This is a genomic window from Herbaspirillum sp. RTI4 (assembly GCF_034313965.1).
Lineage (GTDB): Bacteria > Pseudomonadota > Gammaproteobacteria > Burkholderiales > Burkholderiaceae_D > Herbaspirillum.
Map to the genome: position 1 here is coordinate 21,719 of NZ_JAVIWQ010000001.1, position 15,032 is coordinate 36,750.

Here is a 15,032-nt window from a genome sequence, read left to right on the forward strand (position 1 = left end):
AGCGGTGGATTAATTCGTTTTTTTAAGCACCAGAGCGATTTTGGCGCGCTGCTCTTCCCACGATAAAGGCGTGTTCACCGCCAGATCGAACAGCGAGACCGACTCGGGCAGAGTTTCATCGAGAATCGCGGCAACAATATCGGGAGCCAGCGTAGTCAGGTTGACCATCCGGCTGATGTAACTGGGATCGAGCTTTTCTTTTTCGACGATGGCCCTGAGGTTGCTGAATGCGCCGCTGTCGATCTGCCGCAGCCAGCGATGCCCTCGTGCCAAGGCGCTCTGCAAGGCTGTCGGGACTGGGTCCTCGTCTGGCGCGGAGGTGATTCCCGGCGGCACAATGATCTGGCAGCGGCCGCTGTAGCGTTGAATCCGGATTGGTATCGAGACGGTCACGGCTCCGTCGGCACTGCGCAGCAAGAGCGGTTCGCCGGTAAGGGCTAAGGTGGTCGGTCTCATGCGAAATTCTCTTTATTTATTGGACAGCCGGGAGTATCCGGTGCGCGCATCACATCCAGCGCCAGATGGTCAATACCATTGGGATGCAGTTTCACTTGCAGCTCGTTGGGCGAGACGATGATTCTCTCGATCAGAAGCCGCACGATGCGCTGTTGTTCGAGCGGAAAAAGCTGCTCCCAGATCAGATCAATCCGATTGAGCGCGACGGCGACTTGCATTTCGTTGAAGCCGGCGGTGGCATTGGTGCTGGCACTGGAAGTAGTGTTTGCTTGTTGGCTGCGGATCTCGCGCCAGACTTGCGTGACGATGTCAGCCGAGCGCAGAATGCCGCGCAGTTGCGCCATGACGACGGCTTCGATTTCTGCCGCCGGCAGCATTTTGACATCGGAGGCACCATGTCCTTCTTTGGCATCGCGTGTCGAGAGGTAGTAACGATAACGTCGACCGCCCTTGCCTTTGCTGGAGTGCGGCGTCATTGCCCGGCCGTCGCGGGTAAAAATTAATCCCTGAAGCAAGGCTGGGCGAGGGTTCAATGTTGGACGCGTCTGTCCTTTTTGCACACCGCGAGGATGAGCGGCCAAGGCGGTCTGAACCCGATCCCACTGCGCTTGAGTAATTAGCGCTTCATGCTCCCCGGGGTAGACCTCTCCTTTATGCTGAATCTGCCCGAGGTACAGCGGATTATTCAGAATTTTATACAGTGCACTTTTATCAATCAGTTTGCCTGTGCGTTGATTGCCTGACTGCGCGATCCACGATTTAGTGGTCACGCCTTCGTGCCGCAATTGCTGAATCAGCATCGTCGTCGAGCCGACCCGGGGATAGTCATGAAACAGCCGACGCACGAGGTCTGCTTCGTTGCGGTTGATGACGAGTTTCCGCTCAACGACGTCATAGCCGAGCGCCGGCATGCCGCCCACCCATTTCCCCTTGCGCTTGCTGGCGGCGATTTTGTCGCGAATCCGTTCGCCGGTGACTTCCCTTTCAAACTGCGCAAAGGACAGCAGGACGTTCAACATCAGCCGCCCCATGGAGGTGGTGGTATTGAATTGCTGAGTAACGGAAACGAAGGAAACGCCCTGCCGTTCAAAGACCTCCACCATTCGGGAGAAGTCAGTGAGGCTGCGGGTCAGGCGATCAATCTTATAAACGACGACGATGTCGACTTGTCCCGCTTCGATGTCGCGCATCAAGCGCTGCAGTCCGGGCCGCTCCATATTTCCTCCCGAGAAAGCCGGGTCGTCGTAATCCTCGCCCACCGGTATCCAGCCTTCAGCGCGCTGGCTGGCGATGTAGGCGTGACCGGCGTCCCTTTGCGCGTCGATGGAGTTGTACTCCTGATCGAGGCCTTCTTCGCTCGATTTGCGGGTGTAGACGGCGCATCGCTGACGTTTTTTTGTGCTGCCTTCGGGGCCGCTCATTTTTTACTGCCCTTCCGCACTTTGTCCCGTAGACCAAAAAATGCGGGACCCGACCAGCGGGTGCCGCTGATGTCGTTGGCGATGGCGGTCAGGCTGCGGTAGCTTTTGCCGAGATAGTCGAACTGGCCGTCCGGCAGAACCAGGACCCGGTGCGTCGCACCGGCGAATTCGCGAATCAGGTCACAACGTCTAATGTTATCGTTTTTCATCAAACTGCATCATTATTTAATGAAATTTTGCATTGGCGATCGTTTTTGCGCATAATTAGCACATGGAAACCCAAAATTTAATCGGCGGGGCATGGCTAGCTGCTAATTACGGCATCGAGCCAGTCATGCCACTCCAAACGTTTAGTCGCATTGGTGGACGCCGTGCGACACAAGTTTTAGAGGGTATTACTACCGAGACCTATGTGGAAAGTATGCGTCCAAGCGCGACCTTGCGTGGACATCTCACTTTTCATCTCAAGCATGAAGTCCCCCACCTAGAGTTGCTGTCGCAGGTATTTGCAAAATTTGATCCGCGAGAGCTGACAGACTGGGTGGCTGATGAACCATCCGGTCAGTATGCCAAGCGAGCCGGATTTCTTTATGAGTTCCTAACTGGCCAAGCCCTAGAGATTAGTGCAGAAATTGCTGGCGGCTACATTGATGTCATGGATGGGACAAAGCTAGTAGTTGCCTCACCAAAACATTCAGTCCCCAATCGGCGCTGGCGGGTGCGGGACAATCTACCAGGCACGCGCGTCTTTTGCCCGGTCATCCGCAAAACAGCAGATTTAGTTAAAGCCATGGGTCTAGATGTGTCAGGTCTAATTAACGATCTGGCACTGGAATTTGGCGAAGAATTGTTAATGCGCTCGGCCGTCTGGATGACGCTGCGTGAGAGCAAGTCGAGCTTTGCGATTGAGGGCGAAGCAGATCAATCCGATCGCATTCAGCGTTTTGCAGACGTACTGTCTCGCCGCAGTGGACAAGGATCGTGGCCTTTAAATCAGGCAGCACTGGCCGAATTGCAATCTGAAATCCTAGGCAAGCGAACAACCTTGCAACACTTTGGCATTCGCCAGTCTCCGGTGTTCGTTGGCGAAGTCGCGCGCTACCAAGAAGTCGTTCACTACATCGCACCACCAGCTGAAGATGTCACAGAGATGCTTGAAGGATTGGCCACCTTTTTGGAGCGTACCCAAGGACAATCCTCAGTGATGCGTAGCGCTGTAGCGGCCTTTGGGTTTGTGTATATACACCCATTGGCTGATGGAAATGGACGTGTGCATCGCTTCCTGATCAACGATATTTTGCGACGCGATGGTGCGGTGAAAGATCCGATGATCCTGCCGGTTTCATCTCTAATTACAAGCGATCAAACTGAACGTCATGCCTATGACCGCATTCTTGATGAAATTTCGCGACCATTGATGAAGTCGTTGGCCGGGCTCTATGAATTTGCGCCCACTTACATCACCTATCCAGATGACATTCGTTCAAATTTTGTATTTCATGGCAACGACAGTGCCAGGCATACATGGCGACTCCTAGACCTGACGCGACATGTGACCTATTTGGCCCATGTGTTAGATCGCACGATCCGCGAGGATATGCGAGAGGAATCTCGTTACATGCGCAGCCACGCCCAAGCAAGAACAGCAATCAAAGATATCGTCGAGATGCCTGATATGCAAATTGACAGAATCATTCGATCAGCAGAGGCAAACCAGGGAAAACTCTCCAATGTGTTGACCAAGGAAATTCCAATCCTTGGGGAGTCTGGCGTTTGGGACGCAATCGTGAAGGCGATTGAAATTGCTTTTCGAGATGGACCCAAGGCGAGTACCGTGAACAAATATGCCAGTGGAAATCCAAGGTGATAGCAGTTCAAGTGTGAAATGCGGAATCGAACCCGCGTCCGCAAGTTCGAACCCGACGCATGAGGGTGCGTCATCTAGTCGCTAGGCCTTGATGGCATTGAGTTTTGTGTTTCCCGCAGTAGCTGGGGCTAACCAGCATTGCTTGTTCTTGAGTCGTTTGTTGTCGGCAGCGACCCCACCAGCAGATCGAGAGCGTGCTGAAAAATATTCCGGTGGAAGAAATCTGGGGTGTGGGCCGACGTCTGACGATGGCCTTGAACCAGCGGGGCATTGATACCGTGCTGCAGTTACGAGATGCCGATGTTGCCGCCATGCGCCAGGGTTTTGGGGTGGTGATGGAAAAGACTATCCGGGAACTGCGCGGTGAAGCCTGTATTGAGTTGGAAGAAGTTGCCCCGCCGAAGAAGCAGATCGTCAATAGCCGTTCGTTTGGCCACGCCGTGACCACCATCGAGGATTTGCAGGATGCGCTGGCGCACTTTGTCAGCAACGCGGCGAGGAAACTGCGCGATCAGCATTCGCTCGCTGGCCTGTTGCAGGTGTTCATCATGACGGATCGGTTCAGGGAAGATCGCCCGCAATACTGCCCGAGCATCACGATCCCGCTCACCGTTCCTACGGCGCATACCATGGTGTTGCAGGGTTGGGCGGTGGCCGGGCTTGCGGCTATTTATCAGTCTGGATTTCACTACAAGAAGGCGGGTGTCATTCTCAGCGATATAGGTGACGCCTCGCTGTATCAAGGCGATCTCTTCGCTGCCGCACCGAAAAATCCCGCGCTGATGACGACACTGGATGCGATCAACACTCGCTACGGCAAGGGCACATTGAAGCTCAGTCAGGACAGTTCAAGGCCGTCATGGAAAATGCGGCAGGAAAGGAAATCACCGGAATACACGACCAACTGGGATGAATTGCCGGTTTGCGAGTGAGCGATCCGCTTGTCTGGCTAGCATTCGGCCTAGTCTTTGTCAGTTATTGCGTAATATAAATGCCACCACCAATTTGTTCTGGTCTGTAGTCCACTACGCCATAGCCCTCGATCTTGGCGACTACGAACTCAGGGACAAGCTTGGCACCACGCAACGGCGTCTAAACCAGACCACAAATATTGCGGTTATTTTTTACAGCGTAGTTGCGTCGCTTTCAATGTTGTTAAAAACCGGTCATTTAACGGCAGGGGGCGGTTTACATACTTGAGCAATTATTCACTATGTGGCATAGTTTCTCAATTATGGCGAACATAATCACTCTCAATAGCCCAGCCACAGAGTTGGGCGAATCGGTCAATACTCGTGCACGAGAAGATCTGGCCAAACGTATCAAGAACATTGTCGACATCAATGGATGGACGCAAACCGAAGCGGGACGCTTGTGCGGGCAGTCGCAACCCCGAATCAGTGGCCTTTTGTCTGGCCATCTGTCGCGGTTTTCTCTGGACAACTTGCTCAAGATTGCTACGGTGCTGGAATACCACTCCAAGGATTTTCCAGACGACAAGCGCACCACCGAGAGTGCTCTTGAAATGATCGAAATGTTCAGGGCATTGGTGGACAGCCGACCTATCAAGGCGGTTTATGCGCTGGCCACAGTCGGTTCAAAGACCTTGCGAGGCGGCGAAGTGGTTACGTCCTCGACGGAGATGAAAATTGGCGGCATGAGTGTTGCCCGCGTGGGAGACTTGATTCGCTACCCCAATGGTAGGGAAAGCGCGATTATTTCAGGAGCTGGCTATGCCGCCGTCTATGAAGGCAAGCCTTTGGCTATTGTGGGAAGCCACATTGAAAATGGCGACGTGATTGAATCCAGTCCCCAGAACGATGCAAAAATCATTGAGTACGCGGACGATGAGGCGACCCCGGGCTTGCTTGAGCCGGGATATGCACCACCGACGGGGAAAGAATAAACATGTACCGGCGTCTATTCATTCGCGAGGGAGACACTCTCACTCCAGGTGGTGGCAGAGTGGAACCAAATCCACAGGAGTGGCCTGTCACCTATGACGGAAAACGTGCTTGCTTCGAGGGCGGCCCGGTGTATTGCAATGCTTGCAAAAGCTGGGGCGTGACCAAGTGCGTTCCGCCTTATCGCCCCTATACGGGACCAAATGGTAGGCAAGCGAATTTAGATGGGGACTTGTGCCTTTGCAAATGCCCTACACCGCCACGCCTCAAAGCACTGGCTGACAATCACAGCATGAGCTTTGAAGGCCCTGAAATCATTGGTAATGGGGTGTCCTGGTTCCTCAACTCGGGTTACGACCCTGCGGCTCTCGGGATAAGCGCGGATCAGCGGTTCTTGATAACAGACGAAAATACTGGGGAGGTACTAGCAGGCGCAGCTTATGTGCTGGAATGCGAAGGCCATCAGGTGGAGGGCGTGACCGACTCGGACGGAATGACCCAAGCAATTCACGCCAAAGCAGCCGCCCAATCCGTAACGGTTTACCTCAAGGTGAGCGAAGCATGACCAATGCCAAACGTATCAAGATCGGCACCGGCCACACCACGCCATTGCATGACAAGACGCCTCAAACCATCAAAGTGGACTCCCGGCCTATTCGCAAGGCAGAGAACGAGGAGTATCTGAAAAATGTCAATGTGAAAGCGTTTCTCTCCATGATTGGTATTGCAGAAGGCGGGGACTATCATGCCCTTTTTGGCTGGCACCATACATCAAAGTGGACGTTTACCAATGAGTCAACGCATCCTGGAGCGGGTAAGGACGGCAAGACGACGGCTGCTGGACTCTACCAAATCAATCGAGCTTGTTGGCTCGAAATGGGCCAAAAGGCGCAGGGATTAACAGACTTCTCTCCCCACACGCAAGACCTGATTGCGGTACAAAATATCAGAGCCTATAAAGCACTAAAGCCAATTATTGATGGTGATATTAAAACGGCGATTAATTTACTTAAGGCGAACCAGTGGGTTTCTTTTCAAGTACACCCATACAGCGATTTGGAAAGTTGGTATAAAGCGGCAGGCGGAGTCGTCAAGTGAGAAACATTTCCAAGTTCCTCTTCGCTTTCACCCTGTTCGTTGCTGTGGCATGCAATGCGGGTGAGTTACCAGATCCTTCTAAGTACCAAGCCGATCAGGCTAGTGTCACAGTGCTTGCCAAGCCAATCATCAAAAGCAAACTCGCACGCACTTTCAGGACTCGTATTACCGAAGGTGCGAAGTCAGGGCCAAATTTCGCTGGTCACTACACCGTTGTAAGGTGGGGCTGCGGTGCTGGCGCGTTCATGTTCGTTGTTGTCGATTCGATCACTGGAAAAATTTACGAGCCGCCCGAGTCATGCATTGCCCTTGCGGGAGATGAAAGAGATGCCTTTCTGGGGTCCGACAACTACAACCCAAGTTTTTCTTTGAATAGCAAATTGCTGCTTACAGTCGGCGTCGTCGATGGCCCAAAGGATGACCCGTATGGTCGTGCAAAGACTGTTTATCTATTCGATAAAGGGACATTTAAAAAGATATTCAAGGCGCACGCGGAACGCGAATAATAATCCAGGCGCTCTTGCAACATCGGCAATCCCCCCTGATCGAAATGGTGAGCAGTAATACGACTGCTTTTTCTTCCCTGTATTGATCGGCTGGCGGAATTCAATTGTCGGTCGATGAGGTTTAGTTGGCAATGCTACTGCGCCTACAAGTGGTTTGGATGCCTGAATCGGCAACTTATCAATTATTCTGACATAAGGTGGATAGTCATTGGTGTTCGCCTGTCACCGTGCCTCAACCGTACGCGCCTCAATACCTACTTTGAGGCGCATACGAACCACGCCAAATATGGCGGCCAAGTTGTCCATGCTCGGATTACCCTTTGGCGAGAGCATGCGATGCAGGCTTTTGCTTGGTTTCTGGGTCAACTCCGCAAGTCGCTCGAAACCTACTGTGGCGTTGACCAAGTCGCGCAAGATAAGGCGGGCAACGTCTGGTTCACCGTTCAAGAACGATGTGGCGGCTTCATCCAGTAGCGCTTTAGCGAACGCTGGATCTCGGTCGACGCGCTCGACAATGGTGTGTTTGAAATCTCTCGTGAGTGCCATATCAGGCCCCTTTCCGTTTGCTGTGTTTGATGGCATGGGATGCCTTTTTTCTGGCTTTGTACTCAATGTGCAAAGCCTTAGCTTGATCAATATCCCTCTGCTGCCCTCGCTTTGTCCCACCCCCAAACAGGATGATGAGCGTGTCGCCGTCCTTGGCGAGGTAGATGCGATAACCTGGTCCCCAGTCAATGACGTACTCGCCAATCCCATCGAACCACTTCACGCTTGATGTGTTACCCAGCCCCATTCTGACTTTGGCTGTCGCTACCTTGGCGGCAGCCTGGGCATCGAGATTATCAAACCATCTCTTGTAGGGATTAGTGCCGTCTTGACAAAGGTATTCTTCAACCGTAATCATCATATTTTTAATGGTAACACATACGTTACTATTAATGTTGCCGTAAGAACGACTCTTGGTCAATATAGATCAGGAGCATCGTTGACCAAAAACCTTGTTGTATTCGTTATCAGATTCATTTTTCTTTGTGGTAATCAGCACCTGAGTCACCCCATGTTTGGTTCGCATACCACTGACAAAATGCCGTACGCAATGCAATGGATACCATGCACGCTAGCCCACGCCGTTGAATATCTTTACGGTAACCCTCTACCTCGCTTGCTTCTCGGAATGTGTGCAGCAAGACCAATTGTTTTTCTGCGCCCTGCTCTGCCCAGAGTTCATACGCATCCTGAATTTGCTTGGCGGCCAACTTGGCGTCCTGCTGAGCTTTTTCTTGTTCCTGCGATATTTGGACAACTTTTTCTGCTTTCACGCGTGCCTCGACAGCAGGTTCTGCTGAAGCTGCTGTGGCGTATTGACCGCTGAGGGCTTTTTTGAAAAATGCGGCTTTGGACTTGAGTGGCGTTACATTGGTGGCGTTCGCGCGTTGCTCTGTCAGCGCTACGGTTTTACGCAGTAGCACCAGGTTATGGGCCGCGTAGAGCGCCCTCGCCTCCTTCTGCGATACACCTAACCGAATAATGGATTCCAGCAAATTGCCGTCGAACGGTTTGTCGACTTCCGCTTCAAGTTCAGAAAGTGCTTTACGCGCGATCTTGAATTGCAGTTCTTCTATGCGACGGCCATTCTTGTGTTCGATGAGTTCGACAATCACATCGCTGACCTGGTTGACTTCTGCAATTGCAGGCCTCAAGACGTCACGTGAAAAGTACTTATATTCATCGGTCTCGCGCTTGGGATTGCCGGTCAGGCGTGGTTGCCACCATTGCCAGTGTTCACGATTGGTGACCTTACTGGGATTGGTAACGTAGCGAGAGCAAATTTCATAGAGCGCAATACTGGCACCCGTTTTTAATTTGCTATGAATTTCCAGCGTCAGTTTGGTATAGAAGCGGGGATCCATCAGTCGATCCCGAATGATTTGAGGAAGCGCCCATGCAATCGTGGTGGAGTTCCCAGCGGTAATAATACGCGCCTCAGATATCAGGCCGCTGACGCCCCACTCTTCCCTGTTTTCTTCCTTGTGATTCCACTCGATCGACGTTTCCTGCATTTGACGAAAGCATTCCTTAAGCCATTCGGAGTCTTTCGATGTAGTGATGTGCGCCATCACTTCTGAAATGGATCGGCTGTAGGTCTCTCTGATGCCATCCTGCTGTGAAAAATACAACAGCAAATTGAAAAGACGGCGGGTCCCCAGCGTTATCTTGCCCTTTTTGGGGTTGATCGCAATCGTTTCATTCGGACGGCGTACTGCCATGCCTGAGTTGCTGGGTACATTCTCCATGGGGGACAATATACCTTGAAAGTGAATTAATTAGGTATTGTATTTTCACTTTAATGCCTTGCGAGGCATCGGCCCCCACAAAGACGCACTTAAACGCCAATCACCCCCATATCCACTCACCGCACGCCCCCAAAGAAACTCACCTTTAAGGATTTCGACAACCAATTCTTCTCACTCCTTCCCCCAAAAAGTTTCACCATTTCCTCCTTTAACCCGCACCAGAAGTGCTTCTTCGTGAATTCAATGTTTTAAAGTGTTTACATCTTTAATAAAACACTCAATGTCTGCGAGGGTTTTGAAACATAAAACAAAAAACCTCCGGAAGAAATTGAGGATCACTGATTTCGAATGTAACAGTGCTTAATACTAGGCTAAAGTGAGTCTTTTTGGGGTAAATCAGCTATTACTGCTATTTGGGTCAGTAGAGTCAACCTAAACAATTGCTTTGTCCTAGATTTGGTTGTAATGTGCCAGCAATACCGTTTAATAGCGAAACAGGGAAAGACTATGGACTTAAATTTGAAACCCCTCACCGTTAGTGGCGAAGACTTGACGGCACTGGCAGAACGTTCAGGGCGGATGTTGCAAAAAATACGGGATTCCATGCTACAGCCATTCCCGAGAAAACAACCTCCTACTTTCTCCAGTGGCAAAGTACAGGACATTTGTGGCATCGACAAGACCCGGATGAATTATTTGCTGACACGAGATTTTCCTCAAGGGCAGCAAGCTGCCAAAGGAAGGCACCGATTATTTACCTTAGAAGACACAATCAAGTGGGTCAAGGGAACGATCGCTAAAGACAAACAACGCCCTGCCGACCAACTAGGTAAAGTGATTGCCGTGGCCAATTTCAAAGGTGGTGTTACCAAAACAACGACATCCATGATTCTGGCGCAAGGTCTGTCAGTAAGACACGGTCGTAAAGTGTTGATTATTGATCTTGATCCCCAAGGTTCGACCACCACTTTTTTCGGAATCAATCCACATGCAGAAGTCGAAGCAGACCAAACAATTTTGCCTTTGATTGAAAGCACTCAGCCTGATCTGACGTATGCGCCGATGCAAACCTACTGGACAGGTGTAGATTTAATTCCTAGCTCAACTGATCTGTTCAATGCCGAATTTATCTTACCTTCCAAAGTAAACAGTGAAGACCCTGGATTCGAATTCTGGTCTGTACTGCAAAAAGGGTTGGCCCCCCTCCTCCCAATTTATGATTATGTGATCATTGATTCGGCCCCTACCCTTTCCTATCTGACGATCAATGCGCTGTTTGCTGCTGATTCCATTTTGGTGCCAGTGGTACCGGATACCTTGTCGTTCGCTTCCATGGTGCAATTCTGGTCGCTGTTTTCTGATCTGGTTAGTGGTTTGAAGGTCACCGGACAAGAGGGTAAACAAAAGGTATTTGATTACATCGACATTTTGATTACGCGTATGCCCTTGAAATCCTCTGCTCAAATGGTGCGTGACTGGATTATGAAAACTTATGGCGATCATGTGTTGCCTGTCGAGATTCCTGAGACATCGTTGGCCATGACCACTTCGGCAGAGTTTGCCACTATTTATGACATGCCCAATTACCAGGGCAGTGCCAATGCGTATCAACGGATTTGTGAACCCTATGACCGTCTGGTGGACATTGTTGATAGCAAAAGTTGCTTATTGTGGGGCATCGGCCTGACCCCAACCAAGGAGAAATAACATGGCATCCATTAAAGAACGACAAGCGAATAAAGCCGCCTCGATTAACCTGGACGACGATGACAAGAGTCCCGCCGTTGCTGTCCGAAGCGAGCCACGGACTGCTCCTGGGCAGTTGATGAATCTGCAAGGAAAGTACGCACAGGCGATGGATGAAAACAAGCAGCTGCTGAGCCGTTTGCATGAAGCTGCTCCCAGTGAATTGATGATTGCTGATTTGCGCGAAGTGGCGGGGCGTCGTCGCAAACTGACAGATGAACAGTTCAACGAATTGACCAACAATTTAAAGCACAATCCCTTAGTCACGCCTATTACGGTGCGCAAGGTGTCGGCGGGGGGGTACGAAATTGTGTCCGGTCACAATCGGGTACAGGCATTCAGGATGCTAGGCCGGGATCGCATCCTGGCTGCTGTCATCGAAGCCGATGATGACCAGACTGAATTGAGCGCTTTTTACGCTAATTTATTACAGCCTGATTTGCCCGATTTCGAAAAATACTTGGGATTCAATGAAATTCAATTGCGGCATCCAGAGCTGACGAGGGCGGACATCGCCACTAACGCGGGGGTCGCAGCCTCAACGATTACTCAGCTCATGAGTTTTGGCGGTTTGCCCGACGAAGTTATCGCAATCTTGCGGGACAAGCCAGAGATTCTCGGCGCGAACGCGGCGCAGGATTTTGCGAAACTGGTGAAGCAGGGGAGGGCGCTGCGCGTCATTGATGGCATTAAAAAACTTGCCGCAGGTGAATTGGATCAGGGTCAAGCAGTAAAATTTGCCGGGGCTGACACATTGAGCAAGCCGGTTTCAAAGGCGAGTGAGCCGGTCCGTATCAAGGCAGGGAAGTCAGTATATTGCGATTTAATAAGGGCTGACAAAGTTTTGCGGGTGGTTTTTAAAACAGCGGAAGAGGCGACTGCTGCGCAAGAAGCGGTGCTTGGCGTGTTAAGGGGTTTGGCCGAGGGTAAAAATAGGGCTTGATAGTATCAAGTCTTTTAAAATCAATGACTTACAAAATGTGATGAGGTTTTTTAAAAGGATTTTTGATCGTTAAAAGGCATTTTTTATTTATAGGATGGTTGATTGCCATTGGGGGGAGGGCGCTCGGCGATGGATCCGGTAGGGAAGGGGAGTGTGATGCAAGCCGCCCTTTAATGATATCGGTATGAATTATGTAATTAACCCTGGCAAGCGTGCGTTGAAAGTCCCCTGTGAACGACGTTGAGAGTGCTCCGTCGTCCTTGATGTGCTGGAATTCTTTGATAAGACACCGTTTGAATTCTGGGCTGAGTCTAGAGCCCAATTTGAATGCGATATTTTTGTGGGTATAGGTTTCACCATAGCATCTAGTTTTGGTATGTAAACCGATAGCATCCGCCGTATCAATCCATTTTTTGGCTGACAAGAAGCCACGGTTTCGCCCACCCTTATTTCTAATCTCCTCGAATACAGGGGAATTAGAAATCGGCGTAGGGTTGTTGACCCCTTCCCATAAATCAAAGAACAATACCGAATCCTTGATCTTCAGCCATTGCTCGATCAGGGGGCTGCCACGCATCAAAATGCGTCACCAATTCTGTGAGCCCAACCAGAAAGCAGTTTCCGGAATGTAATAGCTACTGGATTGTGTGATTTGAACTATTCAAATAGGCATGCAAATTCCGGAAAGTGAAGTATAATATAGATTCATAAATCTATTCATAAGCAATTTTTTGGATTTATTTCCGAGGTAAATTGCTTGGATCTCCCAATTTAGTATCTATTCATGAATAATTCGAAGTCGAAAGAAATTGCCATCGAGAATTTGCGGATCCTATTGAAGAATGGCCCTGCTGACGCAGCATCGATTGGTGAGAAGTTGAAAATATCACAGCCAACGTTTTCACGACTGTGGAAGGACGCGGGCCACGATATTACAAGCTTCGGGGCGGCACGCTCCACCCAGTACGCGATGACGCGGTCCATCGCTGATCTTGGTACGACGCTGCCATTGTTTGTGGTCGATCAAACTGGACAAGCCTCGCCATTTGGCGAGCTTCGAATGCTACAAAATAATTGGTATGTGTTCACGCCTGCCAATGGGCTCGCGTATGAGGTGACAGAAGGGCTTCCATTTTTCTTACAGGACTTACGTCCACAAGGCTTCTTGGGACGGATGGTGCCGCGTATGCACCCCGATTTACTACTACCAGAAAAAATCCAAGACTGGTCCGACGACAATGCGCTGGTGTACCTGGCTCGTCGTGGTGAAAACTTGCCCGGCAATTTGATTGTGGGCAATGAATCCTATCGTCGGTTTTTAACGCTCCGCGGCGCTGGTGATATGGATGCGCAAAGCGAATCCTCTCGGACATTGATTTATCCCGATCTCGCATTACGCGCCAATCAAGGCGAAATCATCGGCTCATCGGCAGGAGGTGAGCAACCAAAGTTCACCACCGCAGTGATGCGAGAAGACGGCGAGATTGAACATGTCATTGTGAAATTTTCTCCGCAACGCGATATGGCAAACGGGCGGCGCTGGGCAGATTTGTTGATTGCAGAGCATCTGGCGATGGAGACCTTGCGCGGATACGATTTACCCGCGTGTCAATCTGCGGTCGTCATGACTGACGAACGCGTGTATCTCGAAGTAGTTCGATTTGACCGCTGTGGCGTGCGCGGACGCACCCCGGTCGTTTCCATGGCCGGGGTTGATTGTTTGCTTGGGGCGCTAGATAAAAATTGGACACAAAGTACGCAACTATTGGTGGACGCGCGTCGCCTTTCCACTAAAGACCACGAGATAGTTCGATTGCTGGATGTGTTTGGGGCACTGATTGGAAATTCAGACCGCCATCCTGGCAATCTTTCGCTGTCGTGGCAAGCCGATGGCAAATTTGCGCTGGCACCTGTGTATGACATGCTGCCAATGATGTACCGGCCAAACACGCAGGGTGAAATCGTGGAGCGGACATTTGAGTTGGCGGTGCTAGATAAACTTGATTTAAGTACTTTGGCCAAAGCGCAAACAATGGCGGGAGATTTCTGGCATCTGGTCAACCAAGACGCCCGTATTTCGAAGGACTTCAAGGCGATCGCGCAACAGCACGCAGAGGTTATTGATCGAGGGTTGCCGGTATCAACATATCGTCAGGAGCCGAGTAACAACACGCCGCACCGATGACGCACTCAAGCGAGCTATTTAACGAAACCGTCAGTGCAGGACGAGACAGTATGGGGTTCTATTTGGAGCGCTACAATTAATATAGCTCACACAAGGCCCTTGATGGCAGGACGCCGGATGACTTGCTCTTGGGATCTATAGCGCTGAAGCACGCTGCGTAGGTGCTAATCTGGGTCATCCCGCACCGCGATTCTTGCGCTGCATAAGCGGTGGTGAGCGGCAGTTGGACAAGCCTGTGGCGGCGAAGAGTCCCTTAATAATGGCACATTTCTGTTCAATTAGACGGGCCCACTCCTTGGGATTGCCAAGGCAACTTTCGTTAATTGGGTGTTTCTATTTAATTCCATGACGTTTCAATGGTGTTGGGGCGAGGGTAACGGAATCGTCGATGTTTTCGATCAGTGCAATGCCGCATGGTGCGCCACATCGAAACGCTCGGCGAGTTCTACGAGTCGCTTGTCCAATGTCCATAGCTTTGCACCCGGCGTAATGAGCGTTGAGGTCAACAAGACCATGTCAACAAGCCCACATCCCATCCCGTACATTGATTCACGTTCAATGAACGCCATTGTCTCTTGCAAACCGGCAAACTGAATCATTGGCAACAAGCTC

At 50.8% G+C, this 15,032-nt stretch carries 16 protein-coding genes and 1 pseudogene; 9 read left to right on the plus strand and 8 right to left on the minus strand.

Features of this window, described 5'->3' with window-relative positions; genetic code table 11:
* Positions 1-9 precede the first annotated feature (9 nt).
* From RGU70_RS00125 to RGU70_RS00135, 3 genes are read right to left on the minus strand one after another with little or no spacing between them, the layout of a single operon-like run.
* Positions 10-456, minus strand: a complete 447-nt coding sequence (locus RGU70_RS00125; protein ID WP_322207406.1) for a LacI family transcriptional regulator — start codon at positions 454-456, stop codon at positions 10-12.
* On the minus strand, positions 453-1,877 hold the full coding sequence (locus tag RGU70_RS00130; protein ID WP_322207407.1) for a recombinase family protein: 1,425 nt from the start codon (positions 1,875-1,877) through the stop codon (positions 453-455). Before RGU70_RS00130 ends, RGU70_RS00125 begins: the two co-directional genes overlap by 4 nt.
* Positions 1,874-2,086: a DUF2924 domain-containing protein gene (locus RGU70_RS00135; RefSeq protein ID WP_322207408.1), complete on the minus strand. Its 213-nt coding sequence runs from the start codon at positions 2,084-2,086 to the stop codon at positions 1,874-1,876. The genes RGU70_RS00130 and RGU70_RS00135 overlap by 4 nt, the downstream gene beginning before the upstream one ends.
* A gap of 62 nt (positions 2,087-2,148) precedes the next feature.
* Between RGU70_RS00135 and RGU70_RS00140 the strand changes: the two genes are divergently transcribed.
* The 6 genes from RGU70_RS00140 (at position 2,149) to RGU70_RS00165 (ending at position 7,252) form a co-directional block, all read left to right on the plus strand.
* Complete coding sequence (locus RGU70_RS00140; RefSeq protein WP_322207409.1) at positions 2,149-3,744, plus strand: Fic family protein; 1,596 nt, start codon at positions 2,149-2,151, stop codon at positions 3,742-3,744.
* 194 nt (positions 3,745-3,938) lie between these two features.
* Entirely contained in the window at positions 3,939-4,676 is a 738-nt protein-coding gene (locus RGU70_RS00145; protein WP_322207410.1) for a DUF4113 domain-containing protein, read from the plus strand.
* A gap of 302 nt (positions 4,677-4,978) precedes the next feature.
* A complete protein-coding gene (locus RGU70_RS00150) occupies positions 4,979-5,650 on the plus strand; it encodes a PAAR domain-containing protein (RefSeq protein ID WP_322207411.1) in 672 nt (223 codons plus the stop codon).
* A gap of 290 nt (positions 5,651-5,940) precedes the next feature.
* A complete protein-coding gene (locus RGU70_RS00155) occupies positions 5,941-6,213 on the plus strand; it encodes a hypothetical protein (protein ID WP_322207412.1) in 273 nt (90 codons plus the stop codon).
* Positions 6,210-6,746 (plus strand): paar repeat-containing protein, encoded by a 537-nt coding sequence (locus RGU70_RS00160; protein WP_322207413.1) that lies wholly within the window; start codon positions 6,210-6,212, stop codon positions 6,744-6,746. Before RGU70_RS00155 ends, RGU70_RS00160 begins: the two co-directional genes overlap by 4 nt.
* Positions 6,743-7,252, plus strand: a complete 510-nt coding sequence (locus RGU70_RS00165; protein ID WP_322207414.1) for a hypothetical protein — start codon at positions 6,743-6,745, stop codon at positions 7,250-7,252. The genes RGU70_RS00160 and RGU70_RS00165 overlap by 4 nt, the downstream gene beginning before the upstream one ends.
* Before the next feature lie 222 nt (positions 7,253-7,474).
* Here the strand turns inward: RGU70_RS00165 and RGU70_RS00170 are convergent, their stop codons facing one another.
* Genes RGU70_RS00170 through RGU70_RS00180 form a run of 3 tightly spaced genes read right to left on the minus strand, consistent with a single transcriptional unit; the run spans position 7,475 to position 9,546 of the window.
* Complete coding sequence (locus tag RGU70_RS00170; protein WP_322207415.1) at positions 7,475-7,798, minus strand: transcriptional regulator; 324 nt, start codon at positions 7,796-7,798, stop codon at positions 7,475-7,477.
* A gap of 1 nt (position 7,799) precedes the next feature.
* Complete coding sequence (locus RGU70_RS00175) at positions 7,800-8,219, minus strand: type II toxin-antitoxin system RelE/ParE family toxin (protein ID WP_322207416.1); 420 nt, start codon at positions 8,217-8,219, stop codon at positions 7,800-7,802.
* Between the two features lie 52 nt (positions 8,220-8,271).
* Positions 8,272-9,546, minus strand: a complete 1,275-nt coding sequence (locus tag RGU70_RS00180) for a replication initiation protein (RefSeq protein WP_322207417.1) — start codon at positions 9,544-9,546, stop codon at positions 8,272-8,274.
* A gap of 507 nt (positions 9,547-10,053) precedes the next feature.
* Between RGU70_RS00180 and RGU70_RS00185 the strand changes: the two genes are divergently transcribed.
* Positions 10,054-11,253 (plus strand): ParA family protein, encoded by a 1,200-nt coding sequence (locus RGU70_RS00185; protein WP_322207418.1) that lies wholly within the window; start codon positions 10,054-10,056, stop codon positions 11,251-11,253.
* Between the two features lies 1 nt (position 11,254).
* Entirely contained in the window at positions 11,255-12,235 is a 981-nt protein-coding gene (locus RGU70_RS00190) for a ParB/RepB/Spo0J family partition protein (protein WP_322207419.1), read from the plus strand.
* A 28-nt stretch (positions 12,236-12,263) separates the two neighbouring features.
* On the opposite strand, the gene RGU70_RS00195 is transcribed toward RGU70_RS00190, so the two are convergent.
* Positions 12,264-12,812: a KilA-N domain-containing protein gene (locus tag RGU70_RS00195; protein WP_322207420.1), complete on the minus strand. Its 549-nt coding sequence runs from the start codon at positions 12,810-12,812 to the stop codon at positions 12,264-12,266.
* Between the two features lie 207 nt (positions 12,813-13,019).
* Between RGU70_RS00195 and yjjJ the strand changes: the two genes are divergently transcribed.
* Positions 13,020-14,420: a type II toxin-antitoxin system HipA family toxin YjjJ gene (gene yjjJ / locus RGU70_RS00200; RefSeq protein WP_322207421.1), complete on the plus strand. Its 1,401-nt coding sequence runs from the start codon at positions 13,020-13,022 to the stop codon at positions 14,418-14,420.
* Positions 14,421-14,818: 398 nt separating this feature from the next.
* On the opposite strand, the pseudogene RGU70_RS00205 reads toward yjjJ, so the two are convergent.
* Positions 14,819-15,032, minus strand: a pseudogene (locus tag RGU70_RS00205) (VapC toxin family PIN domain ribonuclease); the annotation flags it as partial.